The sequence below is a fragment of the Halomonas cupida genome, assembly GCF_900142755.1.
In the GTDB taxonomy this organism is placed as follows: Bacteria; Pseudomonadota; Gammaproteobacteria; order Pseudomonadales; family Halomonadaceae; genus Halomonas; species Halomonas cupida.
Genome location: NZ_FRCA01000012.1, coordinates 31,748 through 57,414, shown reverse-complemented (window position 1 = coordinate 57,414; position 25,667 = coordinate 31,748). Strand labels below are relative to the sequence as shown.

24 protein-coding genes and 1 riboswitch are annotated in these 25,667 nt (G+C 62.3%); of the genes, 18 read left to right on the top strand and 6 right to left on the bottom strand.

Translation table 11 applies throughout. From position 1 onward, the window contains the following. The first annotated feature begins 43 nt into the window (after window positions 1-43). The 13 genes from cobT (at window position 44) to BUE38_RS18675 (ending at window position 13,311) form a co-directional block, all read left to right on the top strand. On the top strand, window positions 44-1,081 hold the full coding sequence (gene cobT, locus BUE38_RS18735; RefSeq protein WP_073436823.1) for a nicotinate-nucleotide--dimethylbenzimidazole phosphoribosyltransferase: 1,038 nt from the start codon (window positions 44-46) through the stop codon (window positions 1,079-1,081). Then, window positions 1,078-2,121: an adenosylcobinamide-phosphate synthase CbiB gene (gene cbiB / locus BUE38_RS18730; RefSeq protein ID WP_234987097.1), complete on the top strand. Its 1,044-nt coding sequence runs from the start codon at window positions 1,078-1,080 to the stop codon at window positions 2,119-2,121. Before cobT ends, cbiB begins: the two co-directional genes overlap by 4 nt. Next, window positions 2,118-3,248, top strand: a complete 1,131-nt coding sequence (locus BUE38_RS18725) for a pyridoxal phosphate-dependent aminotransferase (protein WP_073436763.1) — start codon at window positions 2,118-2,120, stop codon at window positions 3,246-3,248. The genes cbiB and BUE38_RS18725 overlap by 4 nt, the downstream gene beginning before the upstream one ends. Next, window positions 3,245-3,928, top strand: a complete 684-nt coding sequence (locus BUE38_RS18720; RefSeq protein WP_073436762.1) for a bifunctional adenosylcobinamide kinase/adenosylcobinamide-phosphate guanylyltransferase — start codon at window positions 3,245-3,247, stop codon at window positions 3,926-3,928. The genes BUE38_RS18725 and BUE38_RS18720 overlap by 4 nt, the downstream gene beginning before the upstream one ends. A 153-nt stretch (window positions 3,929-4,081) precedes the next feature. Continuing rightward, window positions 4,082-4,885: an adenosylcobinamide-GDP ribazoletransferase gene (locus BUE38_RS18715; protein ID WP_073436761.1), complete on the top strand. Its 804-nt coding sequence runs from the start codon at window positions 4,082-4,084 to the stop codon at window positions 4,883-4,885. Next, window positions 4,837-5,520 (top strand): histidine phosphatase family protein, encoded by a 684-nt coding sequence (locus BUE38_RS18710; RefSeq protein WP_073436760.1) that lies wholly within the window; start codon window positions 4,837-4,839, stop codon window positions 5,518-5,520. Before BUE38_RS18715 ends, BUE38_RS18710 begins: the two co-directional genes overlap by 49 nt. Next, the gene (locus BUE38_RS18705) at window positions 5,472-5,954 is read left to right on the top strand and encodes a bifunctional adenosylcobinamide kinase/adenosylcobinamide-phosphate guanylyltransferase (protein WP_073436759.1); all 483 of its coding nucleotides are present in this window, start codon (window positions 5,472-5,474) and stop codon (window positions 5,952-5,954) included. Before BUE38_RS18710 ends, BUE38_RS18705 begins: the two co-directional genes overlap by 49 nt. 86 nt (window positions 5,955-6,040) lie before the next feature. Beyond that, window positions 6,041-6,329: riboswitch (cobalamin riboswitch) on the top strand. 120 nt (window positions 6,330-6,449) lie between these two features. Next, entirely contained in the window at window positions 6,450-8,294 is a 1,845-nt protein-coding gene (locus tag BUE38_RS18700; RefSeq protein ID WP_073436758.1) for a TonB-dependent receptor domain-containing protein, read from the top strand. Further along, on the top strand, window positions 8,291-9,211 hold the full coding sequence (locus tag BUE38_RS18695) for a cobalamin-binding protein (protein ID WP_234987096.1): 921 nt from the start codon (window positions 8,291-8,293) through the stop codon (window positions 9,209-9,211). The genes BUE38_RS18700 and BUE38_RS18695 overlap by 4 nt, the downstream gene beginning before the upstream one ends. Next, on the top strand, window positions 9,198-10,199 hold the full coding sequence (locus tag BUE38_RS18690; protein ID WP_073436756.1) for a FecCD family ABC transporter permease: 1,002 nt from the start codon (window positions 9,198-9,200) through the stop codon (window positions 10,197-10,199). The genes BUE38_RS18695 and BUE38_RS18690 overlap by 14 nt, the downstream gene beginning before the upstream one ends. A gap of 3 nt (window positions 10,200-10,202) precedes the next feature. Beyond that, window positions 10,203-11,042 (top strand): ABC transporter ATP-binding protein, encoded by an 840-nt coding sequence (locus BUE38_RS18685; RefSeq protein ID WP_084542038.1) that lies wholly within the window; start codon window positions 10,203-10,205, stop codon window positions 11,040-11,042. Next, the gene (cobO, locus tag BUE38_RS18680; protein WP_073436755.1) at window positions 11,029-11,640 is read left to right on the top strand and encodes a cob(I)yrinic acid a,c-diamide adenosyltransferase; all 612 of its coding nucleotides are present in this window, start codon (window positions 11,029-11,031) and stop codon (window positions 11,638-11,640) included. Before BUE38_RS18685 ends, cobO begins: the two co-directional genes overlap by 14 nt. A gap of 168 nt (window positions 11,641-11,808) precedes the next feature. After that, window positions 11,809-13,311: a cobyric acid synthase gene (locus BUE38_RS18675; RefSeq protein WP_073436754.1), complete on the top strand. Its 1,503-nt coding sequence runs from the start codon at window positions 11,809-11,811 to the stop codon at window positions 13,309-13,311. Here BUE38_RS18675 and BUE38_RS18670 read toward each other — a convergent pair whose 3' ends face one another. Beyond that, window positions 13,312-14,085, bottom strand: a complete 774-nt coding sequence (locus BUE38_RS18670) for a glycerophosphodiester phosphodiesterase family protein (protein WP_234987095.1) — start codon at window positions 14,083-14,085, stop codon at window positions 13,312-13,314. Between the two features lie 361 nt (window positions 14,086-14,446). Here BUE38_RS18670 and BUE38_RS18665 point away from each other — a divergent pair, with 361 nt between their 5' ends. Then, window positions 14,447-15,064 (top strand): hypothetical protein, encoded by a 618-nt coding sequence (locus BUE38_RS18665; protein WP_073436753.1) that lies wholly within the window; start codon window positions 14,447-14,449, stop codon window positions 15,062-15,064. A 188-nt stretch (window positions 15,065-15,252) separates the two neighbouring features. Here BUE38_RS18665 and BUE38_RS22735 read toward each other — a convergent pair whose 3' ends face one another. The 3 genes from BUE38_RS22735 to BUE38_RS18655 all read right to left on the bottom strand — a co-directional run bounded on the left by BUE38_RS22735 (window position 15,253) and on the right by BUE38_RS18655 (window position 16,803). Beyond that, the gene (locus BUE38_RS22735; protein WP_143166392.1) at window positions 15,253-15,450 is read right to left on the bottom strand and encodes a hypothetical protein; all 198 of its coding nucleotides are present in this window, start codon (window positions 15,448-15,450) and stop codon (window positions 15,253-15,255) included. A 66-nt stretch (window positions 15,451-15,516) separates the two neighbouring features. Continuing rightward, complete coding sequence (gene azu, locus BUE38_RS18660) at window positions 15,517-16,020, bottom strand: azurin (protein ID WP_073436752.1); 504 nt, start codon at window positions 16,018-16,020, stop codon at window positions 15,517-15,519. Window positions 16,021-16,173: 153 nt separating this feature from the next. Continuing rightward, a complete protein-coding gene (locus BUE38_RS18655) occupies window positions 16,174-16,803 on the bottom strand; it encodes a LysE family translocator (protein WP_234987094.1) in 630 nt (209 codons plus the stop codon). Window positions 16,804-16,991: 188 nt separating this feature from the next. Here BUE38_RS18655 and BUE38_RS18650 point away from each other — a divergent pair, with 188 nt between their 5' ends. After that, window positions 16,992-17,969, top strand: coding sequence for an NADPH:quinone reductase (locus BUE38_RS18650; RefSeq protein WP_073436751.1), 978 nt, complete (start codon window positions 16,992-16,994; stop codon window positions 17,967-17,969). Window positions 17,970-18,073: 104 nt separating this feature from the next. On the opposite strand, the gene BUE38_RS18645 is transcribed toward BUE38_RS18650, so the two are convergent. Continuing rightward, window positions 18,074-18,982 (bottom strand): MurR/RpiR family transcriptional regulator, encoded by a 909-nt coding sequence (locus tag BUE38_RS18645; RefSeq protein ID WP_073436750.1) that lies wholly within the window; start codon window positions 18,980-18,982, stop codon window positions 18,074-18,076. Window positions 18,983-19,181: 199 nt separating this feature from the next. Here BUE38_RS18645 and BUE38_RS18640 point away from each other — a divergent pair, with 199 nt between their 5' ends. From BUE38_RS18640 to BUE38_RS18630, 3 genes are all read left to right on the top strand, one after another. Beyond that, window positions 19,182-20,507, top strand: a complete 1,326-nt coding sequence (locus BUE38_RS18640) for an aspartate aminotransferase family protein (RefSeq protein ID WP_073436749.1) — start codon at window positions 19,182-19,184, stop codon at window positions 20,505-20,507. A 72-nt stretch (window positions 20,508-20,579) separates the two neighbouring features. Beyond that, window positions 20,580-21,161 carry a carboxymuconolactone decarboxylase family protein gene (locus tag BUE38_RS18635; protein ID WP_073436748.1) on the top strand — a complete coding sequence of 194 codons (582 nt, stop codon included), beginning with the start codon at window positions 20,580-20,582 and terminating at the stop codon, window positions 21,159-21,161. A gap of 56 nt (window positions 21,162-21,217) precedes the next feature. Next, window positions 21,218-23,041, top strand: coding sequence for an SLC13 family permease (locus BUE38_RS18630; protein WP_073436747.1), 1,824 nt, complete (start codon window positions 21,218-21,220; stop codon window positions 23,039-23,041). A 165-nt stretch (window positions 23,042-23,206) separates the two neighbouring features. Here BUE38_RS18630 and BUE38_RS18625 read toward each other — a convergent pair whose 3' ends face one another. Continuing rightward, the gene (locus BUE38_RS18625) at window positions 23,207-25,657 is read right to left on the bottom strand and encodes an acyl-CoA dehydrogenase (protein ID WP_073436746.1); all 2,451 of its coding nucleotides are present in this window, start codon (window positions 25,655-25,657) and stop codon (window positions 23,207-23,209) included. Between the last annotated feature and the right edge of the window lie 10 nt (window positions 25,658-25,667).

The window sequence follows — 25,667 nt, the reverse complement described above, 5'->3', positions numbered from 1 at the left end:
CCCATCAGCGAACTGGAATACCTGAGTGAGCCATCTCGATACCATGCTGGAGCGCATCCAGCCGACCTGCGCCGATAGCCGTGCTGCGGCGTTGTCGCGTCTTGATCAACTGACCAAACCCCGAGGCAGCCTCGGTCGTCTGGAAGAACTGGCGGTAGAGTTGGCGGCTATCACCGCGCAGCCACTGCCCCGGGTGGATCCCCCAGCCGTCGTGGTCTTTGCCGCGGATCATGGCGTCGCTGCCGAAGGCGTATCGGCATACCCGCAGGAGGTGTCGGCGCAGATGGTCGCCAATTTCGCCGCCGGTGGCGCGGCGATCAATGTGTTGGCCAGACAGATCGGCGCGCATCTGGAAGTAGTCGATGTCGGGGTGGCGACAAGTTGCAAAGGTATCGATGGCGTGGTGATCGACCGGGTGCGTGACGGCACCGGCAACATCGCGGTGGAAGATGCGATGAGCGATGAGGAGGTCCAAGCCGCCCTGGCGGTCGGGATGCGCGCCGTCGAACGCGCTCGTCGCCGTGGCTGCCGCAGCCTGATCCTCGGCGAGATGGGGATTGCCAACACCAGCAGCAGCAGTGCACTACTGGCCGCATGGACCGGGCTCAGACCGCAGCAGGTTGTCGGGCGGGGCACTGGCATTGATGATCAACGCCTGGCACACAAGTGCCATGTCATTGAGCGAGCGCTGGCGAGGGCGGATGTCGATGCTGATCCGCTCCGGGTGATGGCTCAGCTCGGTGGTCTCGAGATCACCGCGATGACTGGTGCCTGCCTTGCAGCCGCCGCAGCACGGCTACCCGTGGTCATGGATGGCTTCATTGCCACCGTGGCGGCCCTGGCGGCGACACGCCTGTGTCCAACGGTGAAGGATTACCTGATTGCAGGCCATCGCTCCGACGAAGCTGGCCATGGTCATGCCCTGGCGGCGCTGGATGTCGAACCCCTGCTGTCACTGGGGCTGCGTCTCGGCGAGGGCAGTGGGGCGGCGCTGGCGTTTCCCTTGCTGCACTCGGCCTGTGCGGTACTCGCTGAAATGGCCACCTTCGCTGATGCCGGAGTGGCTGACGAACCCTCATGATGTCGCTTGCCGAGATACTGTCTCCCGAGGTACTCGCTCTCGAAGTGCTGGCTCCCGAAGTGCTGTCTCCCCAACTGGGGGTAATGATCCTGCTTGCCCTGGGCCTCGATCTGCTGATCGGCGATCCGCGCTGGCTGCCTCATCCGGTGGTGCTGATGGGGCGCCTGACGGGGCTGCTCGAGCGGCACTGGAATTGCGGCACCGCACGGCATAAGCGCTGGCGCGGCATGGGTCTGACAGTGACGGTGGTACTGGGCACCTGGCTGATCGCGGCAGGGTTGCTGGCGGTACTCAGTGCCATTCATCCACTGTTGGGCAACCTGGCCGAGATCCTGTTGCTGGCTTCCTGTCTGGCGGTGCGTGGCCTGGTCGGTGCGGCGCGAGCGGTGTACCAGCCCCTGGCGCGTGGTGACCTGGCAGCGGCCCGCGAGGCGGTGAGTCATATTGTCGGGCGTGATACCTCTCAACTGGATGAGCGTGGGGTGACCCGCGCCTGCGTCGAGAGCGTGGCCGAGAATACCGTCGATGGCATTACCGCGCCGCTGTTCTGGGCGGTGCTGGGGGGAGCGCCATTGGCGTTGGCCTACAAGGCAGTCAATACCCTGGATTCCATGGTCGGCTATCGCAACGAGCGTTTTGCCGACTTCGGCTGGGCTTCGGCACGCCTGGACGACGCTGCCAACTGGTTGCCTGCTCGCTTGACGGCACTGGCCATGTGGTGGGTATCCTGGGGTGTGCCACGCCTGCACAGCAGCGGCGCCTGGCGTGCAACACGCCGCCAGGCGCCCGGCCATCCCAGTCCCAACAGCGGTTGGCCGGAGGCCATGGCCGCCAACCTGTTGGGTATACAACTGGGAGGGCGCAATCAATATGGTGACCAGATCTCGCAACGTGCCTTGATGGGAGAGCCGCGTCAAAGACTATGTGGCCAGCATATCAAGGGAGCCTTGACCTGCCTGTATGCGGGCACCCTGGGGGTCTGTGTGATGCTGGGAGGCTTTATCCTGGTACGCACCTTGATGGCGGGAGGACCGATATGACGCGACAGGGTTCATGGCCTGCCCATGGCGGCGAGGCCGGCGCCACGCTGGCGTGGTTGGGGGTAACTCCGCCACGACATTGGATCGATCTCAGTGCCAGCCTGAATCCTCTGGGGCCGCCCGACTGGGTGCCGGATTGGCTGAGTGCCAATCTTGTCGAGCTGTATCGCTATCCGGACGGCCAGTGTCGCCTGGCTCGCCAGGCGTTGGCCGAATGGCATGGCCTGTCCGAGGAGCAGGTGTGGCTAACCAATGGCGGGGCCGAGGCCATTGACCTGGTGACGCGAGCTCATCGGGGCGGGCGGGCCCTGATTGTCGAGCCGACCTTCGGTGAGTATGCCCGATCCTGTGCGAGCAGCGATATCACCGTGCAGCGCATCTCGCTCGAGGGCGATGACTTCAGATTACCGTTGATGTCGTTGCTGGAGCGGCTCGATGATGTGGACCTGCTGTTCCTGTGTCGTCCCAACAACCCCACGGCGACCTGTGTCTCGCGTCAGGAGATCGAGACGCTGCTCGAGGCTGCCCGGTGTAGTGATACCCTGGTGGTAATCGATGAAGCCTTTATCGACTTTGCCGTGGACCAGACACCGCTCGACGATCTGTTGGCGCAGGATTATCCGCTGGTGTTGCTGCGCTCGCTGACCAAGTTCTATACCCTGGCGGGGCTACGTATCGGTTATCTGCTGGCGGGTGCCGAGCGGATTGGCCGTCTTGCGGCACACCAGAGTGCCTGGAGCGTCAATGGCCTGGCGGCGGCCATCGTCCCGCCTCTGTTGAACGATCAGAGCTTTGCCGACGCTACCCGACAATGGGTGGCGGCCGAGCAGCAGCGGGTGCCAGTGCGCATGCGTGAAGAAGGACTGGTGGTGCCGGACTGTCAGGCCAACTTCGTGCTCTGTCGACCTCCCGGGGAGACGAGTGTTGAGCGTGGCGAGGCATTGCTGCGCCATCTGGCCGGGCACGGCTTCATCGGCCGCCACACCCACACCTTTGCGGGCCTTTCAGGTGGATGGGTGCGTCTGGCATTGTCGACTCCAGCCACCAATGATGCCCTGCTGGGGGTTCTCGCCGAGGCGTCTGGAGGCTTTGAGGGGGGAGGTCGCGGTTGGGGAGAAAAAGCGTGATCGTTTTCGTCAGTGGCGGCGTGCGTAGTGGCAAGAGCCAGGCCGCCGAGCAACTGGCCGAGGGGCTGTGGTTACAAAGGCCGGGGGTTGAAAGAGCGGGGGTTAAAGGAACAGGGGCACAACAAGGTGACCCCTCACGCTCGGAACTGACGGATGGAGCCTCGCGTCTGTGCTATCTCGCCACCGCGGCGGTCGGCGGTGGTGCCAGTGCTGGTGATGATGAAAGACCTGACGATGAGATGTGCGAACGCATCGCACATCATCGCGCCCGTCGTGGCGACAACTGGGTGACATGGGAAGCGCCGGTGGACCTGCTTGCTGCCTGGCGGCAGATCGCGCCGGGGGATACCGTATTACTTGATTGCCTGACACTCTGGGCCAGCCAACTGATGTTCGCCAGTTCGCTGAGCGAGGAGGAGGGGCTGGCGATGCTGCAGCAACTGGTGACCGATGCACGTCGACGTGATATCGCCCTGGTGGTGGTATCCAATGACATCAACGAGGACTTGCCGCCAACGGATGCGTTGGTTCGGCAATATCTGGCCTTTCTGCAGACACTGCACCGTGATCTGGCCCAACGGGCGGATCGGGTTATCGAAGTCGTGGCGGGCTGCTGGATCGATTGGAAGACCTCGAACACGGTGGCAACGACCGTCTCGAATGGCCTGAGGAAGTGCTGAAGAAATGTCGCGAGCGATGAGAGTCTGGCCGCCGCCGGAACGGAAAGGCCGGAGTTTACAAGAGCGTAAATGAGGATCTTGAGTACCGCCGGCGGCCAGAATATTGAGCGCAGTAGTTTATGCAGCATTTCCCTGATGGACAGGAGTTCTCCGATGAACGAAGGATCACAGCCATCGCGCCCAGCCTGGCGTGATGCGCTGGAAGGACTCGGATTGGCGCTACAGTTTCTGACCCGCCTGCCGGTGCCGATGCAGTGTGACTGGAATCTGGCCACGCGCCGCTGGGCGACCACAGCCTACCCACTGGTGGGGCTGATCATCGGCCTGCTGCTGTGGGGAGCGTCCGTGTTGCTGTCAGCCCTCCCCGAGCCGTTGTTGGCGTTGGTGCTGGTGTCGCTGTGGGTGGCCATCTCCGGTGGCCTGCATCTGGATGGCTTGATGGATCTTGCCGATGCGCTGGGCAGCAATACCTCGCTCGATCGGCGTTGGCAGATCATGAAGGACCCCCAGGTAGGGAGTTTTGCCATTCTGGCGCTGGTCTTCCATCTCGTCTGGAAGCTGGCGCTGGTGTGGACGCTACTGGTCTGGACATTCCAGGCGGGGGCCAGTCCAATCTGGCTGCTGGCGATTCCCGCGCTGGCGAGATTCATGGCCGTCGTGCTGCTGGTACGGGTGCCTGCCGCCCGCTCCGGGGGCCTGGCCTACGGCTGGCAGCAGGGGTTGGGTTGGAACGATCTGGTGCGAGCGGCAATCCTGCCGTTGGTGCTGTGTCTCGGGGGCGGAGGCGTCGGCGTGCTGATGGTTGTTGCTGGCCTCGTATTCGTCGTCGGCTTTGCCTACGGTGCCAGGCGTCTATTCAACGGAATCAACGGCGATATGTTGGGCGCCGCGATCGAAGGAGGAGAACTATGGCTGATGGTATGTGTCTCGAGCTGGTGGTGGTTCGCCATGGCCTGACGCAATGGAATCTCGACAAGCGCTACCAGGGGCAGCGGGATATTGAACTGCTGCTGCCTGATGCACTGCCCGACATGGATCGCCTACGCAATGAACTGGCCGGTGAATCCTTCGACGCCGTGGTCACCAGTGATCTCGGTCGCTGTCGCCAGACCCTGGCGCATATCGCCGAGGGACGCGACTGGCCCGAAGCGCGTCAGGACCAGCGGTTGCGTGAGAACGATTTCGGCGACTTCGAGGGCCGCAGTTGGGAAGAATTGAAGGATAGCGAGATCTATCGCGACTGGATTGATAGTGCCGGAGAACTGGCACCGCCCGGTGGCGAGTCCGCTGAGCAGCTTCGCCAACGCCTGCAGGCGGCACTGGCGGATATCTTCGCCACAGCGAAAGCCGAGGATCACCGCAAGGTATTGGTGGTCACCCATGGGGGTGTCATCCGTGAATTACGACGCGTCTACGACGGTGTGCCGTTCTGGGAAGGCGTGGTCGGCCAGGCGGCGGGGCGTCGCTGGATATTCAATGAGCAGAACGTCGATGGGCCAATTATCAACGGGCAAACATCCCACGGGAAAAGAGGAGAATGGCAATGCAGCTCTTCCTCGGAGGTACCTGTGCCGGCAAGCAGGACTGCGTAAGGCAACGTTTTCCCGATGCCCAGTGGCAAGCGGTCGGAGAGGCTCTTTTTCAGACGCAGAACCCCGCCCGGACACAGACCTTGCCCGATGCAGACCGCAGCCGCGACAGGCCGCTGGTAGTTCATGGCTGGCTGGACTGGCTGGCCGAGCAACTCGGCGAGCAGGATAACCAGGCCTTGCGTCGGCGCTGGCAGGAAGGTCTTGCCTATTGGGCTGACTCAACAGCGAATGAGTCATCCGGGCCGGGGGGGCTTGAGGTCGTATTGATCGTGCCGGAAGTCGGCCGAGGCATCGTACCGGTCGAACCCGAACAGCGGCGTTTGCGTGATCTGGCCGGTTGGCTGGCCCAGGACGCCGGGAGGCTATCGCACCGGGTGTGGTATGTGCGCCACGGCCTGGTGATGGCGCTCAAGGGACCTCCAGTAGAGGAATAAGCGCTGGCGGAACAAGTGCCATCAGAAAGCGTGGTATCAGAACGAGCGGCGAGCCTGCTGTTTGACGCCGGTGATCGCCACTGCTAGTTTACGCGACACTCTCAGGTGCCCTTGAGCGCGCGCAGATGCGCCGGGGTGAAACGGGAAGTCGGTGCCATTCCGACGCTGCCCCCGCAACGGTGATCGAGTCGAGTACGACCCTTGCATGCCACTGTGATCGACTTCTGAATCCTGCTTCCGGTAGTCAGAGGTGTCACGGGAAGGCGGTCGTACCCAACGCTGTGATGTTCCGAGCCACGCCTTTCAGCGTGGTGGTTCCCGGAACACCGGTGTTGACTCGTCAGCCCGGAGACCGGCCTGAAGTTCCATGCCAGGGGCGGTGGGCTCCCGACGGCAAGGTGCTTCCTGACCCGACGCCTCCGTTGCCATCCCGCCCCCTGGACGACTCCAAGGGTTAACGTTGTGCGGGTGCGCATGGCGTAAAGGGAATACTTGATGATTCGCTCCTTCTCTCCGGCCCGCGCCGGCCTCTCGCTGGGGCTGTTCGCCGCGCCATGGCTGCTGGTCGCCGAAGCCGGCGCCCAGACTTCCGATGATGGTGACACTGCCATCAATCTCGATCCCATGGTGGTATCGGCAACATTGGCCCCCAGTACTGCCAGTGACTCCCTGGCATCGGTTACCGTTATCGACGAGCAGGCTCTGCGCCGCCGTGACCCCATCAGTCTGACCGATACCCTGCGTGGCCAGCCGGGGGTGGATGTCTCCACCAGCGGGGGCTTCGGCAAGAATGCCAGTGTGTATCTGCGTGGTACCGGCAGCGAGTCCGCGCTGTTGATGATCGATGGTATTCGTCTGCGCTCGGCAACCAATGGCGGGCCGGGATGGCAGTTCCTTGATCCGCAGATGTTCGAGCGTGTCGAGATCGTGCGTGGTCCACGTGGCACCCTGTATGGCGCCGATGCCGTCGGCGGGGTGGTACAGCTGTTTACCCGCGATGCCGAGGAGGGGAAGCCCGAGCCTGGTGTCAGCCTTGGGGGCGGTTCCTTCGACAGCGTGCGCGGCTTTGCCAGCCTGGCCGGTGGTGCCAACGGCACCCGTTACCAGTTCAGTGCCAGCCGCCTCGAGACCGATGGCGCGCCGGTTCGCGAAGGCGGGGAAGACAAGGGCTACGACAACACCACTGGCCTGGCGCGCGTCACGCACCGCTTCGACAATGGCGCCGAAATCGGGGTGCTCGGGCTGCGTGCCAGCGGCAATACCGAGTATGAGGGCGGCGATTCCGACTACGTCCAGCAGGTGGCGGGTGCCTTTGCCGAGCTGCCGGTCACTGCTGATTGGACTTCGCGGGTGACCCTGAGCCAGGCACAGGACCAATTGGACGACTACGCCGAGTTCGGCAACTCGGTGTTTGATACCACCACCAATACCGTGCGCTGGGACAACACCTTCCGTCTCGGACGCCATCAACTGGTCGCGGGTGCCGAATATCTCGAGGATGAAGTTGATGGTTCCACCGCCTTCTTTTCCTCTTTCGACGAAGACAGTCGCGATAACGTTGCGGTGTTCGCTCAGGCGCTGATGGATTTCGATCCGCTCAGTGTTCAGGCCGGGCTGCGCCATGATGACAATGAGGCTTTCGGCGAGGAAGTTACCGGGCACCTTGCGCTGGGCTATCGACTGGACGATGACCACACGCTGCGGGCCAGCTATGGCACCGCCTTTCGTGCGCCGACCTTCAATGAGCTCTACTATCCGAACTACGGTAATCCAGACCTCGATGCCGAGCAGTCGGAAAGCGCCGAGCTGGGTGTGCGCGGTCAGTACCGTAACGCCTTCTGGGATCTGGCGCTTTACCAGACCGACATCGATGACATGATTGCCAATACGGTACGTGATGGGATTTCCGCCCCCTATAACGTCAACAGTGCCCGGATCCGTGGTGTCGAGTTGTCTGCGGGAGTCGGTCTCGCGCAGTGGGATCTGACGGCGGCACTGACCTGGACCGACCCGGAAGATCGTGACACCGGCAAGCAGTTGGCTCGCCGCGCTCAGCAGAGTGTGCGCCTGGATGCGGACCGTCAACTGGGTGACTGGAATCTGGGCGCCTCCTTCGTGGCTCAGAACCATCGTTACAACGATGCCGCCAATCAGCAGCGCCTGCCGGGTTACGGCACTCTGGACCTGCGTGCTGGCTGGCGCTTTGCTCCGGGGTGGAAGGCACGGCTGTCGGTCGAGAACCTGTTTGATCGCGAGTATGCGACGTCAAGTTCCTTCGAGGGTTGGGACTATATCAATCCGGGCCGCACTGCCTGGCTGACGGTCGGATTCGGCGAATGATACCCAGTGGGAGAAAGTCGGCGGGGTTGCTGAGGGGATTGGCGACGGTCCTGCTTGCGTTGGGCAGCGGTGGGGCGGCGCCCATGGCTCTGGCATCGACGGCCTGCGTGATCGATGATGCCGGACAGCAACTGTGTCTGGAACAGCCTGCGCAGCGCATTGTTGCGCTCTCTCCCAGTGTCACCGAGCTGTTGTTTGCCGCCGGGGCGGGGGAACGGGTGGTTGGCGCTGTCAGTTTCAGTGATTACCCGCCGGAGGCCGAGGAGCTACCACGTATCGGTAGCTACGACCGTCTGGACCTCGAAGCGTTGCTGGCACTGGCGCCGGACCTGGCGGTGGCCTGGGCCGGGGGGAATCCGCGTGAGCAGGTGGAGCGTCTTGGCGAGTTGGGCATCCCGGTCTTCCACGCTGATGCCTCGACCTTCGAGACCATTGCCACCACCCTCGAGCGACTCGGGGCCCTCGCGGGGACCGAGGAGGCGGCACATCGGGCGGCCGAAACGCTGCGCCAGGACGTAATCGAGTTGACCGAACACTATCGGGATGTCGAGCCGGTGGAGGTGTTCTACGAAGTCTGGGAAAGCCCGCTGATGACCATCAACGGCGAGCACTGGATCAGCCGCTCGCTGGCCTTGTGTGGCGGGGTCAACCTGTTCTCCGAGCAGCCGCCTCTGGTTCCGCGCGTGGCCGAGGAAGCGGTGCTGGCGGCCGACCCGGAGGTGATCATCACTGGCGGCATGGGCAAGGCGGATTCGACCTGGCTCGATGCCTGGCGCCGCTATCCACAGATGAGCGCTGTGCAGCGCGACAATCTGTTCTTCATCAATCCCGATCTGGTGCAGCGTGCCACCCCACGACTGGTCGAGGGCACGCGAGCTCTGTGCCGCCAGCTGGAGACTGCCCGTGCTCGCCGCTGATCGTGCCACTGCAGGGCATGGAGCGCGTTTCCGGCCATTGCTGTGGCTGGCGTTGCTGGGCCTTATTGCCATTCTGGTATCGCTGGCGCTGGGCAGTGTGAGCCTGACACCGCGCGAGATGCTGGCCACGTTGATTGGCGAGGGCAGTTCGCTGCATCACACCCTGGTATGGGAACTGCGCCTGCCGCGAGCACTGGCCGCCTTTGGTACTGGTGCGCTGTTGGCATTGGCCGGCGCACTCATGCAGGTGTTGCTGCGCAACCCGCTGGCCGACCCTTATGTGCTGGGGCTGTCCGGCGGCGCTTCGGTAGCGGCATTGCTGGCGATGCTGGCCGGGGTGGGGACGGCACTGGTGTCGGCCTCGGCCTTTGTCGGTGCTCTGGTGTCGACGCTGATTGTCTTCGCCCTGGCCCATGGCAGCGGTAGCTGGACACCGGCTCGATTGCTGCTGACGGGGATCGTCATGGCTTCCGGTTGGGGGGCGATCATTACCTTCCTGCTGGCGGTCAGCCCGGTGGAGCAATTGCCGGGTATGCTCTATTGGCTGATGGGGGACATGGCCTATGCCGGGTCGCCCTGGCCGGTACTTTGCGTGGCGCTGTTGAGCATGGTGGTATTGGTGCCGCTGGGAAGAACCCTCAATGTACTGGCGCGGGGTGGGCTTCAGGCCGCCGCGCTGGGGGTGGCGGTACGGCCACTGGAGTGGACGCTGTATCTGGCCGCGAGTCTGGCCACGGCCATGGCGGTGACTACCGCCGGTAGCGTCGGCTTCGTCGGCCTGATGGTGCCACATATGCTGCGCCTGAGGTTGGGTGCCGACCAGCGCTTGATTCTGCCGGCCTCATTGCTGGCCGGTGGCGCCTTGCTGACCCTGGCCGACACCCTGGCACGCTCACTGATAGCCCCTCAACAGTTGCCGGTTGGCGTGATCACGGCGCTGATTGGTGTGCCGAGCTTTCTTTACCTTCTACACCGGAGTCGGGGTTAGCGCATGAGACTCCACTGCGACGCCTTGCAGGTCGACATTCCCGGTCGTGCCCCGAGCCAACCGTTGTCATTGACGGTGGAGCCGGGCAGCCGCTGGGGCGTTCTCGGTCCCAACGGTGCCGGCAAGACCACTTTGCTTCATACCCTGGCAGGATTGCGACCTGCGGCAGCCGGACAGGTAGTGCTCGGTGAACGTCCGCTGGCTGCCTGGCGACGGCGCCAGGCAGCGCAGCATCTTGGTCTGGTCTTTCAGGAGCGCCATGATGATTTCCCGGCCACAGTGCTGGAGACCGCGCTGATCGGACGCCATCCCTTCCTGCATGCATGGCAGAACGAAAGCGCCGAGGACGCCGCAAGAGCGCATCAGGCGCTTGACCAACTGGGCATTGATCATCTGGCCGAACGACCGCTGGCGACGCTGTCCGGAGGTGAGCGTCAGCGAGTCAGTATCGCCACGGTGCTGACACAGTCACCGGATATCTGGCTGGTCGATGAGCCCACCAATCACCTTGACCTGCACCACCAGGTGGAGGTCATGGGGCTGCTTGACCACCAGGCCCGCAGCGGCCGGGCGGTGGTGATGTGCCTGCATGATCTCAACCTCGCCGCTCGCTGGTGTGATCATCTATTGCTGTTGTATCCCGATGGCACAGCTTGCTGGGGGCCACGAGATGACATCCTGGTGACCAGTACCCTGGAGCGACTCTATCGCCAACCCTTGATGACGGCCGAGATCGACGGCGTGCCGGTGTTTCTACCACGCGTCACGGCCCCCTCATCGTCCTCTCTATCCTCCTCCTCTCCATCAACATTCTCTCGAGGCAAGCCCCATGACGCGACCTGACGTGGACCCCGATCGCCATGCCCAACGCATGGCCGCCAAGCAGCGCATCATGCGCGAGCGTATCGCACGTGCCGACCGTGAGCAGGGCGTTCTGCTGGTGCTCACCGGCCCCGGAAAAGGCAAGAGTTCGTCGGCTTTCGGTATGGTCGGGCGAGCACTGGGTCATGGCATGCGAGTGGCCATCGTGCAGTTCATCAAGGGCGCTTTCGCCACCGGGGAAGCGGCGTTCTTCCGCGATCAGCCTGGTGTCAGCTTCCATATCATGGGGGAGGGATATAGCTGGGAGACCCAGGATCGCGAGCGTGATGTGCAGGCCGCCGAGGTTGCCTGGCAGCGAGCGCGCGAGGTACTCGCCGATGCCGAGGTGGATCTGGTCGTGCTTGATGAGCTGAACATTGCCCTACGCCGTGGTTACCTGGAGCTCGATAGGGTGCTGGATGACCTGCAGGCGCGCCCGCCCATGCAGCATGTGGTGGTGACCGGCCGTCACGCTCCCGAGGCGCTCATCGAACTGGCTGATACGGTGACCGAAATGAAGGTGGTCAAACATGCCTTCAAGGATCAGGGCATCAAGGCCCAGAAGGGCGTGGAGTTATAGGGAAACACTGAATAAACTGCTGCGCTCGACATTCTGGCCCCCGGCGGTACTCAAGATCCTCATTTACTCCCTTGTAAATTCCGGTCTTTGCGCTCCGGCGGCGACCAGGCTCTCATCGCTCGCGACATTTATGCAGCGTTTCCATCATCCGTAAAGGAAATATCCAGAATGACCACCTTGATGGTTCAGGGCACAACCTCGGATGCCGGAAAGAGTACGGTGGTGGCAGGACTGTGTCGTGCCCTTCATCGTCGTGGCATCAAGGTGGCGCCGTTCAAGCCGCAGAATATGGCCCTCAACAGTGCCGTCACCCCCGAAGGTGGTGAGGTCGGGCGTTCGACGGCGCTTCAGGCCCAGGCGGCCGGTGTGGCCCCGCATGTCGACATGAACCCGGTGCTGCTCAAGCCGGAGAGTGATCGCGGCGCCCAGGTGATCCTCGCCGGAAAATCCATCGGCAGCATGCAGGCACTTGATTACCACGCCTACAAGCGCCGCGCCCGCGAAACGGTACTGGACTGCTGGCAGCGGCTGTCACGCCGCTACGATGTGATCATCGCCGAAGGGGCAGGGAGCCCGGCGGAGATCAACCTGCGCGAGGGAGACATCGCCAACATGGGCTTCGCCGAGGCCATCGATTGCCCGGTGTTGCTGGTGGCGGATATCGATCGCGGCGGTGTTTTTGCTCAGATCTGCGGCACTCTGGCGCTGGTCTCGGCATCCGAGCGGTCGAGAATTCGTGGTCTGGTGATCAATCGTTTCCGCGGTGACATTAGTCTCCTCGAGCCAGGCCTGGAGTGGCTCGAGGAGCGAGAGAACAAGCCGGTGCTCGGTGTCCTGCCGTACCTTTCCGGCCTGATGCTGGATGCCGAGGACAGCCTGTCGCTGGAGCAATGTCACGATGGCGATGCGCAGGGCATGCTCAAGGTGGTGGTGCCAGTTCTGCCACGGATCAGCAACCATACCGATCTCGATCCCCTGCGGCTGCATCCACGGGTAGCGGTCAGTCTGGTGGGGCCGGATCAGCCCATGCCCGAGGCTGATGTCATTCTGTTGCCGGGCAGCAAGAATACCCTGGCGGATATGCAGTGGTTGCGCGCTCAGGGCTGGGAGTCGCGTATTCAGCGCCATTTGCGCTATGGCGGACGTGTGCTGGGAATCTGCGGTGGCTTCCAGATGCTTGGCGAGTGGATCAATGACCCGGACGGCATCGAGGGGACGCCAGGGGGCAACCCCGGGCTGGGCCTGTTGGAGATGACCACGACCATGGTGCCGGGCAAGCAACTGCGCCGGGTGAACGGTCGACTATCTACCTCAACTGGCACCTGCAGCATTCACGGTTACGAGATTCACAACGGGGTCAGTCGTGGCCCGGCGCTGGAGCGTCCGTTACTGATTCTCGACGGATTGGGTCTCGAAGGGCAGGGCCTGGAAGGACACAGCGAAGGCGCGATCAGCGCGGATGGACAGGTGATGGGCACTTATCTGCACGGCCTGTTCGATGGGCCGGATGCGTGTGAGGCATTGCTGGCATTACTCGGGCTGGCACCGAGTGAGCAGCGTCGGGTCGATCTCGATGCCCACCGCGAACGGCAGCTCGACCGGCTGGCCGACGCGGTGGAGGCGCACCTGGATATGGATGCCGTGCTGGCGCTGGTAAGGCCGCAAGGCTGATCAGCTCTGTGAAATGCCCGCTGCCACAAAGCGACCTGGGTCATCGGAAATGACCGTGGTAACGCCCCATTCCCAATACTTGTCGAAGGCAATCGGGTCATTGGCGGTATAGCAGAGCAGAGCCACGCCAGCCTCATGGATCTGGCGGGCGCGCTTCTCCTTGAGGCGCTTCCAGTCGGCATGAATGCTGAACGCCTGAAGCTGGCTGACTTCCTTTTCCCAGCCGCGTGGAATCGAATCGTAGAGGATGCCCAGGGCCAACTGCGAGGCATCGGCGAGGCCGCGGGCATACTCCAGGGAGGCGGGGCTGAACGAGGAGACCAGTCGCCGTTCGTAGGGCAGTACTTCGAGCAGGCGTGGAATCGCCGACTCCGCCAGCGCCTCGGGGTCGCGTCCGCGGGCGACCTTCAGCTCCAGATTGAGTCCCATGTTCAACTCGTCGAGCAGCGACAGCGCTTCGTCGAGGGTCGCTATGCGCTCGTCACGAAAGCCGTCGGCGAACCACGCGCCCACATCAAATTCCTTGGCCTGTTCGAGTCGTAGTTTCGTCAGCTTGCCGCGCCCATTCGAACAGCGCCGCATACCCGGGTCATGCCAGATCACCGGTGTGCCATCACCCAGCAGTTGGACATCCAGCTCCACCCACTCGAAGCCTGCGGCATGAGCAGCACGGATCGCCGCGAGGGTATTTTCCGGGGCATGGGCGGAGAGGCCACGATGGGCCATCAGGCGGGGTAGATCCATCGGGGGTCGATTCATGGAGGGTAGAGCCATTGCATCTCCTCGGCTGGCAGAGCATCCATGTCATTGCGTCGTCCGCCCATCATCGGTCAGTCCGGGAGGCGGCGCCAGTGTCATTGTCGAGGGCCTTGATGACGATGGTGTGGCATACCTCTGTAAGTGGCCAGCTCATGGTTGCGAACAGCAGGCATGGTCGTGGGGAACTGGGGAGGGGCATCGGAGAGGAGGAATGGGTTGGGGTGAACGGGAGAGGAGAGCCCGTTGGTGGAATATGGTAGTCTCGCCCGATTCACTGAGTCCGTCAGGCGGCGGGTGTGTATCACGTGCACTTGTGTCAGGTGCGTGGAGACGCCGCGGAACACAGCCGTCAGCAAACAGCAGAAGAGGTTTATTCATGAAGGTCGTCAAGATCAACAATCTCCAGCAGCGCGAGGCCTGTCTGGCGCGCCTGTGTGCCGAAGCCTACGGTCACGAGGCTGGTATCACGCCCCTGGTGACCTTCGCCGGAGTACTGGGAGTGCTGTTCAAGCAGGAGGCTGCGCGCCTGCTGGCACTGGTTGACGACCAGTCACGCCCCATTGCGCTGGCGCTATTGGTCAGCGACGAGGCGGGCAGCAGCATGTGCGTGGTACAGATGGTCTCACTGGACCCGGATGCCGAGAGTGGTCAGGCCAATACCGATGAGGAAAAGCCACGTTCGGGTGGCCTGAATCCGGCGCTGCGGCTGGTTGCCGAGTTGGCATCGCGTGCCCCTCTGCGGATTGATGCGCTGAGTGATGCCCACAAGGCACAGTTCACCGCTGCTGGTATCCAGCGTTGGCTACAGGGACCGGGAGATCTGCAGATTGGTCTCGGACCGAAGCATCCAGCCACCAGTCTCGAGGATCTGCCACGTATCCTCACCGTGGACGAGGCCTCGGTTGTCGCCAACTTCAAGCAGGATCCGAAGCTGTTCGAGGACTACAAGAAGCGCTTTATCAGGGGCCTGGAGCAGTTCCCCTCCACCTTGTAAGGCCTGTCGTCCTGCATGAAGAATGCCCCCTGCGGTTGTCCGCCGGAGGCATTCACATATCTAACGTCGTCATACTGGCCCGAGCGTTATTGAGGGCTTGGGTCGGCGCGACCATGCTGGTTGTGTCAACCCAGAGGGTTCATCCCGCGCACCGGCACCGTTTGCGGGAAGGAGTGCTGATCGCGCCGTCAGGATGGGGACCCACCAGTCGAGCTGCCCTCAAGGCCCGAACGACAGTGGCTATTATTAACATGGCAATCAAATAGCTCATCCTGATCGATTTGATTGTCGTCCGCACCCCACTGGCACAGATGCGCGGATCTGCTGGTATGGTGCGGTCTCGCGTCGGCCTGATGTCCGACGGCGGCACGTCCCTGTGCCGCCATTAACCCAACATGAAAACATGCCGGGTTAATAATGGATCTCCCATACTCGGTCGGAAGGTACGCCTATCAGGACTCGCTGACCTGGAAGGTACCTTTCATCAGTGAGTAATGGCCGGGGAAGGAGCAGAAGAAGGTCAGATCCTTGCCAGCCATTCCCTCGGTGGAGAACTCGATGGTGGTGCTCTCGCCGCCGCCGATCACGTCAGTGGCCGCCAGTACGCGATCATCGTCGGCAGGCAGATAGCCGGCATCGGGACCAGCCTGCATGCCTTCCTTGGCGACATCCTCGTAGTCTTCGGTGGCCGCCAGTACCCAGTTGTGTCCCATGGTGGTCGCGTCCATTGAGCCGCTGTGTTCCAGGGTCAGGCTGACAGTGGAGCAGCTTGCAGGCACGGCCAGCTCGCTCTGATCGAATTGCATCTGATCGTTGCTGGAAATGGTCAGGGCGCACTCTTCCGGGATGCTTTCCTCTTCTGCCATGGCAGAGGAGGCCCCGACGAAGGGCAGTGAGGCCAGGGCAGTGGTGGCCAGAGCCAGGCGCAGGGTGAGGGCTTTGCTACGTGTCTTCATGTTGTCACTCCTTTGAATACAGGCAACTTGTTGCTGTTGTTGGGCGGTGAAGTTCTCACGTCGTCAGTAAAAACTGTATACATTTCCAAATGTATTGTGAATACACTTTTCGTGTCAAGGGTCGACCGGCCTTCAGCATCAGGGTTGGCAAAATCACTGGCGGCGAATGACGGCAGTTGCCAGTCCCGCACCGACCATGCACACCGCTCCTGTCCTATGGATCAGACGCCTTGTCGGGGCTCTGAGCATCTGGCCACCGCTGGATGACAACAGGGCGTAGGCAAGGTCATTGAACAGGCCCAGACCAAGGAAGGTCAGCCCCAGCAGAATGAGCTGGGGAATGGCGGCGGTTGTTGGGTCGATGAACTGTGGCATGAAGGCCAGAAAGAACAGCAGTGATTTGGGATTGAGTACGCTGACCAGGAACGCCTGGGCGCCGAGGTGCCGTGTTCCGTTCACTGTCGGTTCGGCGTCACCCAACTGGCGAGCCTCGCGCCACATGCGCCAACCAAGATAGACCAGGTACAGGGCCCCCAGCCACTTGAGCAGCACAAACAGCTTTGCGGAGGTCATCAACAGGGCCCCGAGGCCGGCGAAGGACAGCACCATGGCCACCAGATCACCGAAGAAGTAGCCGGGTATCAACGACAGGGCTGCCCGTCGCCCACGAGAGAGACCGGTGCTGACCATCAAGGCCACGGCCGGACCCGGGGAAATGACCAGTAGCAGGGAGGCTGCGGCAAAGGACAGCCATACCTCCAGCGACATGACATCGGTGAACATGGTGAACTCCTCGCGGATTGGGCTCGTGCTCCCGTCGGCCAGGCAATGCCGACAGGAATCCATGCCGGAACAGGATGAACCCAGTCCAACACTCTGCCCATGACGGTTGTCGAGAGCAACTCTTGACCCGGAGAAGGCAGCGCGGTTGACTGATCAGGAAGATTATTAGCCTTATAAGGATGCAAGTCATGGTCAAGAGAGTCCAGTTTTCTCACACCGGAGGCTCCGAGGTACTCGAGCTGGCGGATGTCGTGATGGCCGATCCCGGTCCGGGCGAAGTCCGCATCACCAACCATGCCATTGGCCTGAACTTTATCGACATCTACTTCCGCACCGGGCTGTATCCTGCACCTGCTCTGCCCTCGGGCTTGGGCACTGAAGGGGCTGGCGTGGTTGATGCCGTGGGCGAGGGGGTGACGCACCTCAAGCCGGGAGATCGTGTCGCCTATGCCCAGGGGCCGCTGGGGGCCTATGCGGAGCAGCATGTGCTGCCGGCCGAGAAAGTGGTGCCGCTGCCGGATGGCATCGGCTTCGATACGGCAGCCGGCGCCATGCTCAAGGGGCTGACGGTGCAGTATCTATTGCGTCAGACCTATCCGCTCCAGGGCGGCGAGACCATTCTCTTTCATGCCGCTGCCGGTGGTGTCGGCTCGATTGCCTGTCAGTGGGCAAGAGCGCTGGGCGTCAAGTTGATCGGTACCGTCAGTTCCGAGGAGAAGGCCCAACTGGCGAAGCGCAATGGTGCCTGGGCGACTATCGACTACAGTCGCGAGGATGTTGTTGAACGGGTGCGTGAACTGACCAATGGCAGGATGGTTGATGTGGTCTACGACTCGGTGGGCAAGGATACCTGGTTGACCTCACTGGACTGCCTCAAGCCGCGGGGCCTGATGGTGAGCTTCGGCAATGCATCCGGCCCGGTCGAGGGCGTCAACATTGGCATTCTCAATCAGAAGGGCTCGCTGTTCGCTACTCGCCCGAGCCTCAACGGCTACGCGGATACTCCGGAGCGGCTACAGACCATGGCGGCAGAGCTGTTCGAGATGATCGGCAGCGGCAAGGTCGAGATCGATATTGCCCAGCGCTACCCGCTGGCCGAGGCCGGGGCCGCTCAGGATGCAGTGGCTTCAAGGAAGACAACTGGCTCGACCATTCTGCTGCCTTGATGGTAAAGCTGCTGCTCAGGGAAGAGCAGCCACATCAGCCCGCATGCTGCATGATCGGGCAAGGAGGCCGGCCTTTACCAGCTCTGGTCTGAATGCCCCGAGCGCTACAACGACGCCCCCAGTTCCTGAATCAAGGTCTCGCGCTGCTTGAGGGCGGCCACGCCCTGGTCGCCCAGGCGGTCGGCCACTTCGCTCAACAGGCCCTGGGCGAGCAGCATGAAGGCACACATGCTGTTGGAGAAGAACAGGCTGTCGTTGGGAACATGGAAGGCCAGCTCCGCATTCCGGGCCAGTGGTGAGCTGGTGCCGTCGCTCAGGGCGATTACGCGGATGCCGTGGCGTGCGGCAACTTCCGCTGTCTTCAGTACGCTGGTGGTGTAGGGAAAGCAGCTCGCCACCAGCAACACATCCCCAGGATCAAGCTGTGCCAGGGCATCGGCGGCACCATGACGGCTGGCATCGAGCTCTGCCACATCGGCCCGCAGCATTCCCAGACCATAGGCCACGAACTGGGCCAGCGAAGCGAACTGACGCTGGCCGTGTACCCGGACTCGCCTTGCCGTCACCAACGCCTCGACAGCAGCGTCGTAGTCGCCATCATCGAGCCGTTCGAGCAACTCTGCAAAGTTGGTGCTTTCCTGGCGTCCCAGGCGGGCAAGACGCGCTAACCCCTCTCCCTGTTGTCGATCTGTCGCCAGGCGGGCCGCCAGGTCGCTGTAGAAGTGCTGTCCCCCCTCGGTCAGCTCGCGGCGAAATACCGCCTGGAGTTGAGAGAACCCCTGATACCCCAGACGTTGTGCCAGCCGGGTCAGCGTCGAAGCGTTGACGGTGAGACGTTCAGCCAGCTCACTGATCGATGTCACCGCACTTTGCCTGGGGTTCTCCAGCAGCGCGGCCAGGACGCGTTGTGAGCGTTTGCCGAGACGAATCTCGCCGTCGCCTTGCTGTATCGCGACAAGTTGCTGGCGTAACGCTTCCAGCGAAGTAGCAACAGAGTCGTGTTCGGCGGGCATGGCTACTCCTGGCGAAACGGGGTGGGGACAATCGGCCCCGAGCCGCCGGGACTGCAAGGGCGGGTTCTCGAGACCAGGTCGAGGGCTGCATTCTGCCATCCCTGTGTCGGCAATTGAAGCAAATCTGAATTGCAAAAAATAGTTATGCACGATATTTTTGCAAATGTTGAGTGCATTCTGTTCTTGCCTGGAGCGTCCCATGAGCCATGTCTTCCACCGCCATTTGAAGCAGCAGTATCCCACCGCCGTCGCCGGTGACGGCCCCTGGTTGATCGATTCGCAGGGACGTCGTTATCTCGATGCCTGTGGTGGCGCTGCCGTGTCCTGTCTGGGACACAGCGACAGCGAGGTGCAGGAGGCGATCAGCGAGCAGGTCCAGCGTCTCGCCTATGCACATTCGTCGTTTTTCACCACCGAGCCGATGGAGGAACTGGCGGACTTCCTGGTGGCTCATGCACCTGAAGGTCTGGAGTCGGTGTATTTCGTCTCGGGGGGCTCGGAGGCGGTGGAAGCGGCGCTGAAGATGGCCCGCCAGTATTTCCTCGAGATTGGTCAGCCGCAGCGCCGCCATGTGGTTGCCCGTCGCCAGAGTTACCACGGCAATACGCTGGGCGCGTTGGCCGCTGGTGGCAACGCCTGGCGACGCAAGCCCTTCGAGCCCTTGCTGCTGGAGATGTCCCATGTCAGTCCCTGCTATGCCTGGCGGCACCAGTGGGCAGACGAGAGCGAGGCCGATTATGTCGAGCGTCTGGCGGCGGAGCTGGAAGAGCGTATCGAACAACTGGGGCCGGAGAATGTGATGGCCTTTGTCGCTGAGCCAGTCGTCGGGGCCACTCTGGGGGCGGTGCCGGCGGTAAATGGTTACTTCCGGCGTATCCGGGAGATCTGTGATCGCCACGGTATCCTGCTGATTCTCGATGAGGTGATGTGTGGCATGGGGCGTACCGGCAGCTTGTTTGCCGCCGAGCAGGAGGGCATCAGTGCGGACCTGATTACCATCGCCAAGGGCCTCGGTGCCGGTTATCAGCCGATCGGCGCGACCCTTGTCAGTGCGCGTATTCGCGATGCCATCGCCAATGGTTCCGGGTTCTTCCAGCACGGCCATACCTACATCGGTCATGCAACCGCCTGTGCGGCTGCTCTGGCGGTGCAACAGGCGGTGCAGTCACGTGGTTTGCTGGCACGGGTCAGAACCCTGGGCGAGGGGCTGAACCAGCGCCTCCAGCAACGCTTTGCCGAGCACCCCCATGTGGGAGATATCCGCGGGAGGGGGCTGTTCCGAGGCCTGGAACTGGTTGCCGACCGGGACAGCAAGGCACCGTTCGATGCCTCCCTGAACCTCAATGGTCGAGTCAAGATGGCCGCCATGGAGCAGGGGCTGATGTGCTATCCCGCCGGTGGTACCCTGGATGGGCGCCAGGGCGATCATATTCTCCTGGCACCCCCCTTTATTCTCGACGAGTCTCACCTTGATGAGATCGTCGACAGACTCGGCAGGGCCATTGATCAGGCCTTGCCGGCTTGACCCCTGCCATCGAGCCGTCGGCCCATCAGCAACTCAGCCAAACCATTAACAACTCCAGCCAGAGGCCCCTCCATGTCGATTCAATCGCGCCTGACTCCCCTGAACCCCGAGCAGATGAGTGATGACCAGCGCCAGGTGATCGAGGCCATTCTCAGTGGCCCACGCGGCAATCTCGATGGGCCCTTTCTGGCCTGGGTGCACAGCCCGCAGTTGGCGGATCATGCCCAGCAGCTTGGAGCTTTCTGCCGCTACCACACCCAGTTGCCGTTGCGTCTTACCGAGCTTGCCATTCTGGCGACAGCCAGTTGGTGGAAGTCCCAGGCCGAGTGGCAGATTCACGCTCCGATCGCTCGTGAAGCCGGAGTGGCCGAATCGGTGATCGAGGATCTGCGGCAGGGACGTGAGCCCGACTTCGAGGCCAGCGATGAAGCGCTGGTCTACCAGTTGGCACAGGAACTCTATGCCACCCGCCGTGTTGGTGATGCACTCTATCGGCAGGCGGTAGAGACGTTTGGCGAAGCCGCCGTGGTCGAGCTGGTGGGGGTGTTGGGTTATTACGCCCTGGTGGCGATGACTCTGAATGTGTTTGAAGTTCGCCGAGGGACCAACGAGTCGCTACCTTTTGATGAGACGCGTTTGATGGAACATGGTTAGAAGCATGAACTGCGACGGATAATCCAGGGCTGGTCACTCACCAGGGAGAGGCGGGTATGGCAGCAAGTTATCAGGTGTTCATTCTGCTCGGCGTAACTCTGGCGGCCTTTGTCTGGGGACGTTTTCGCTATGACCTGGTGGCAGTGGCCGCCCTGTTGGTGGCGGTAATCCTTGGACTGGTGCCTGCCGATGAAGCCTTCATGGGCTTCGGCCATCCGGCAGTGATCACGGTGGCGGCGGTGCTGGTCCTGAGTCGTGGCTTCGAGCGCTCTGGGCTGGTCGATATGATTGCTGAACAGGCGCTCAAGGTCGGTAGTCACCTGATGCTGCAACTGTTGGTGCTGACCGGCGTGGTGATGGTGCTGTCGGCGGTGATGAACAACGTCGGTGCCCTGGCACTCCTGCTGCCGGTTGCCCTGCGCATGGCTAGAGAGCACAACATCTCTCCCTCTCTCCTGTTGATGCCGCTGGCCTTTGCCTCATTACTCGGCGGCCTGATGACGCTGATCGGTACGCCGCCCAATATCATCATCGCCAACTATCGAGCCACCCAGACAGGGGAAGCCTTCGGGATGTTCTCGTTCTCCCCGGTGGGGGCGGTTGTCGGGGTTGTCGGTCTGGTGTTCATCATTCTGCTGGGGTGGCGGCTGGTGCCACAACGGGCCAGCAAGGCATCCACCGAAGCCATGTTCGAGACCTCCAACTATCTGGTCGAGTTGCGTGTGGACGAGGAGTCGCGGGCCAATGGCTGGTCGCTGCGTGAGCTGCGCCGCCAGCTTGAGGAGCCGATGCCGATTCTGGCGGTGATTCGTGATGAAAAGCGCCACCCAGGGCACGCCTTCATGGGCCAGTTGCAGGCCGATGACCTGCTGTTGGTGGAAGCCGGCCCCGACGAGATGGCCACCCTGGCCGACAAGGCCGGGCTCAAGCTGGGGCGTAGTGAGGATGACAACGAGTCGGATGAGTCAGTCGAGGCCGAGGATGGTAACGGCGAGGAAGCGAAGAAGCGCAAGGTCGATACCGAGGACCTGCAGCTGGTAGAGGCGGTGATTCGCAATGACTCGGTAATGGTCAATCGCACCGTCAACCAGTTGCGCCTGCAGAACCAGCATGGACTGCATCTGGTCGCGGTGGCCCGCGATGGGGGGCGGCTCAAGCAGCGCTTGAGAGACATTCGTTTCCAGTCCGGCGATGTGCTGTTGCTGCAGGGCGATGAAGGTGAGATCTCCGAGGGCCTGGCGGCACTCGATTGCCTGCCGCTGGCCAGCCGTAACCTGGCCATTGGTCAGCCCCGGCTACTGATGCTGTCGATCGCCATCTTCGCGCTGGCCATTGTGGCTATGCTGATGGACTTCATGACCTCTGCGGTGGCACTGTCCACGGCGGCGGTCATTTCGTTGCTGATCGGCGTGCTGCCATTGCGTGATGCCTACAAGGCCATCGATGGCTCGATCATCGTGCTGCTGGCGGCCATGATACCGGTGGGGCAGGCACTGGAGACCAGCGGCGGCGCATCCATGGTTGCTGGTGCCATGCTGACCCTGGGTAATCAATGGCCTCCGGTCGTCACCCTGGTGGCGCTGTTCGTGATTACCATGATGCTCTCTGATGTGATCAACAATGCCGCCGCGACGGTATTGATGGCGCCCATTGCCGTTAGCCTGGCCAAGGGCTTCGACGCCTCCATCGATCCCTTCCTGATGGTGGTGGCAGTCAGCGCGTCCTGTGCCTTTCTGACCCCCATAGGCCACCAGTCGAACACCCTGGTGATGGGGCCGGGGGGGTATCGGTTTGGTGATTACTGGCGGATGGGGTTGCCGCTGGAATTGTTGATCATTGCGGTGGCCATACCGATGATCCTGCTGGTGTGGCCGTTGTAGGGTTGTATGAGCTACGAGCTACGAGCTACGAGCTATGAGTTATGAGTTATGAGCTTCGAGCCAGAACCCAGAAAGCCAGGACTCAGAAGCCGGAAGCGGGGCTCTGCTGGACTCCATGAAAAAGGGCCCCGATGAGGGGCCCTTGAGGTTGTCGAGTCTGGCGGATCACGCCGTGGCGTTGTGTTTCACCACCTTGGTCTTGTCGATGACGAAGGCATCGAACTCGAAGTCGTCCACGGTCAGCATGTCGAGTACCTCGGCTTCACGCTTGCGCATGAAGTCGGCATCGTCGGTATCAATGATGCTGGCTGCCAGGGCGGCCTCGAGGCGCTCCTCGGGATGCAGGGCCTCGGCGGGCAGTTCACCCTTGTTGTATGCCTTGTTGATGCGCCGATACAACTCCTCGGCGCGTTCCTGGGTCTCGAGCAGCGCGTTGTAGCGAGCCAGCGGGTTGTCCTGTACCTGGTCGTTGCTGCCCCAGGCGCCGGCCAGCAGCTTGCGGCGCAGTGCACTGGCGCTGGAAACGTTGCCGGCGATGGAGCGCGCGAGGTCGTCGTGCGGACGAGCCCAGCGACGACCACGCGGCATCACTATCAGCTTGAGCGTGCGTGCCAGGGCGCGATTGGGCAGGTTGTCGAAGACTTCGACAAAGGCCTGTTCGGCGCGAGCCAGCAGGAAGTGGCTGGCGTAATGGAGCAGGTCCGCTTCGCCTTCAACCTTGTCGCTCTCATGCCATTGCTTGAGCACCATGCTCAACAGGTAGAGGTTGGAGAGGACGTCGCCGAGGCGTGCCGAGAGCATTTCACGCTGCTTGAGCGTGGAGCCGAGGCTGGCCATGGCCGCGTCGGCACACAGGCTGAAACCTGCCGAGATACGGGCCACATCCTGAGCGTAGGGCGCTGCGGTGGCATCGAAGGGGGTAGTGGGCTTGCCGATACCCAGCCCAAGGGTAAAGGCGCGAGCAGCATTGCCGAAGATCAGTCCGGCATGGCCGAAGAAGGCCTTGTCGAAGGCGTTGATGTCATCGGCATCGCGTGCGGCGAGTTCCTCGAGCACAAAGGGATGGCAGCGAATGGCGCCCTGGCCGAAGACCATCAGGTTGCGGGTCATGATGTTGGCGCCTTCCACGGTGATCGCCACCGGGTTGGCACTATAGCCGATACCGATATAGTTGCGCGGACCGAGGGTAACCGCCTTACCGCCATGGATATCCATGGCATCGGCGAGCACGTCGCGCTGGAATTCGGTCAACTGGCTCTTGAGGATGGCCGAGGGCACTGACGGCGATTCACCCTGATCGATGGTATTGGCCGTCTGATAGACCGCTGCTTGAGCAATCCAAGCCTTGGCGGTGAGACGGGCCAGAGGTTCCTGCACACCTTCCATTTCTGCCACGGGGACATTGAACTGGCGGCGAATCCGCGCGAATCCGCCTGCCCAGCCGATGGCATAGCGGCCAGTACCGGTGGCGCCGGAGGGCAGGGTGATGCAGCGTCCCACGGACAGACACTCGACCAGCATGCGCCAGCCTTCACCAGCCATCTTCGGTCCACCGATGATGGTATCAAGGGGCACGAAGACATTCTCGCCGCGAATCGGGCCGTTCATGAACGGGCTACCGATGGGGTGATGGCGGCGACCAATCTCCATGCCGTCGGTATCGCGGGGTATCAGCGCGCAGGTGATGCCGAGGTCTTCTTCCTCGCCGAGCAGGTGGTCCGGGTCGAACATGCGGAATGCCAGACCGACAACAGTGGCAACGGGGGCGAGGGTAATCCAGCGCTTGTTGAAGGTCAGGTTCAGGCCCAGCACTTCCTCGCCGTCGATGACCTTGCGGCAGACCACACCCACATCGGGGATCGAGGTAGCATCGGAGCCGGCACGCGGGCCGGTCAGGCCAAAGCAGGGAATTTCTCGACCATCCGCCAGGCGTGGCAGGTAATGGTCCTTCTGTTCCTGGGTACCGTACTTGAGCAGCAACTCGCCCGGGCCGAGAGAGTTGGGAACGCCAACGGTGACCATCAGGGTCTCGTTGACGGCCAGCTTCTGCAGCACAGCAGATTGTGCTTTTGCCGAGAAGCCCAGGCCGCCGTACTCCTTCGGAATGATCATGCCGAAGAAGCGTTCCTTCTTGATGTAGTCCCACAGCTCGGGGGGCAGGTCGGCGCGTTCCTGGGCGATGTCCCAGGCATTGCACATGCCCGCGGCGACGGTGCACTGGTGGTCGATGAAGGCCTGTTCCTCGTCGCTGAGGCCATCATCCTTGAACTTCATCAACTGCTGCCAGTCGGGGCGTCCGGAGAACAGCTCGCCATCCCAGGCCACGCTACCGGCTTCCAGCGCAGTACGCTCGGTATCGGAGACCTTCGGCGCCACCTTCTTGAACATACTGAACAGGCGTGGTGTCAGCCAACTGCGGCGGAGCGCCGGCAGGCCACAAGCGGCGATCACTACCGCGCCTACCAGCAGCAATACTCCCGCTACCAGGGCACCAGTGACCAGGCCGATCAAACCGATAACGGCGCACACCGCAAGAGCAGGCAGGGCACCGGCTTCACGTCGCGCAACGGCCGCGAGAGCGGCGATGGCGAGCACTATCAAGAGTAGGCTGAGCATTGAGTAAATC

What these genes read in the sequence shown, in the direction of transcription:
- cobT (WP_073436823.1), top strand. Translation starts at nt 44, where the DNA reads ATGCTGGAGCGCATCCAGCCGACCTGCGCCGATAGCCGTGCTGCGGCG.
- cbiB (WP_234987097.1), top strand. Translation starts at nt 1,078, where the DNA reads ATGATGTCGCTTGCCGAGATACTGTCTCCCGAGGTACTCGCTCTCGAA.
- BUE38_RS18725 (WP_073436763.1), top strand. Translation starts at nt 2,118, where the DNA reads ATGACGCGACAGGGTTCATGGCCTGCCCATGGCGGCGAGGCCGGCGCC.
- BUE38_RS18715 (WP_073436761.1), top strand. Translation starts at nt 4,082, where the DNA reads ATGAACGAAGGATCACAGCCATCGCGCCCAGCCTGGCGTGATGCGCTG.
- BUE38_RS18710 (WP_073436760.1), top strand. Translation starts at nt 4,837, where the DNA reads ATGGCTGATGGTATGTGTCTCGAGCTGGTGGTGGTTCGCCATGGCCTG.
- BUE38_RS18705 (WP_073436759.1), top strand. Translation starts at nt 5,472, where the DNA reads ATGCAGCTCTTCCTCGGAGGTACCTGTGCCGGCAAGCAGGACTGCGTA.
- BUE38_RS18700 (WP_073436758.1), top strand. Translation starts at nt 6,450, where the DNA reads ATGATTCGCTCCTTCTCTCCGGCCCGCGCCGGCCTCTCGCTGGGGCTG.
- BUE38_RS18695 (WP_234987096.1), top strand. Translation starts at nt 8,291, where the DNA reads ATGATACCCAGTGGGAGAAAGTCGGCGGGGTTGCTGAGGGGATTGGCG.
- BUE38_RS18685 (WP_084542038.1), top strand. Translation starts at nt 10,203, where the DNA reads ATGAGACTCCACTGCGACGCCTTGCAGGTCGACATTCCCGGTCGTGCC.
- cobO (WP_073436755.1), top strand. Translation starts at nt 11,029, where the DNA reads ATGACGCGACCTGACGTGGACCCCGATCGCCATGCCCAACGCATGGCC.
- BUE38_RS18675 (WP_073436754.1), top strand. Translation starts at nt 11,809, where the DNA reads ATGACCACCTTGATGGTTCAGGGCACAACCTCGGATGCCGGAAAGAGT.
- BUE38_RS18670 (WP_234987095.1), bottom strand. Translation starts at nt 14,085, where the DNA reads ATGGCTCTACCCTCCATGAATCGACCCCCGATGGATCTACCCCGCCTG.
- BUE38_RS18665 (WP_073436753.1), top strand. Translation starts at nt 14,447, where the DNA reads ATGAAGGTCGTCAAGATCAACAATCTCCAGCAGCGCGAGGCCTGTCTG.
- BUE38_RS22735 (WP_143166392.1), bottom strand. Translation starts at nt 15,450, where the DNA reads ATGGCGGCACAGGGACGTGCCGCCGTCGGACATCAGGCCGACGCGAGA.
- azu (WP_073436752.1), bottom strand. Translation starts at nt 16,020, where the DNA reads ATGAAGACACGTAGCAAAGCCCTCACCCTGCGCCTGGCTCTGGCCACC.
- BUE38_RS18655 (WP_234987094.1), bottom strand. Translation starts at nt 16,803, where the DNA reads ATGTTCACCGATGTCATGTCGCTGGAGGTATGGCTGTCCTTTGCCGCA.
- BUE38_RS18650 (WP_073436751.1), top strand. Translation starts at nt 16,992, where the DNA reads ATGGTCAAGAGAGTCCAGTTTTCTCACACCGGAGGCTCCGAGGTACTC.
- BUE38_RS18645 (WP_073436750.1), bottom strand. Translation starts at nt 18,982, where the DNA reads ATGCCCGCCGAACACGACTCTGTTGCTACTTCGCTGGAAGCGTTACGC.
- BUE38_RS18640 (WP_073436749.1), top strand. Translation starts at nt 19,182, where the DNA reads ATGAGCCATGTCTTCCACCGCCATTTGAAGCAGCAGTATCCCACCGCC.
- BUE38_RS18635 (WP_073436748.1), top strand. Translation starts at nt 20,580, where the DNA reads ATGTCGATTCAATCGCGCCTGACTCCCCTGAACCCCGAGCAGATGAGT.
- BUE38_RS18630 (WP_073436747.1), top strand. Translation starts at nt 21,218, where the DNA reads ATGGCAGCAAGTTATCAGGTGTTCATTCTGCTCGGCGTAACTCTGGCG.
- BUE38_RS18625 (WP_073436746.1), bottom strand. Translation starts at nt 25,657, where the DNA reads ATGCTCAGCCTACTCTTGATAGTGCTCGCCATCGCCGCTCTCGCGGCC.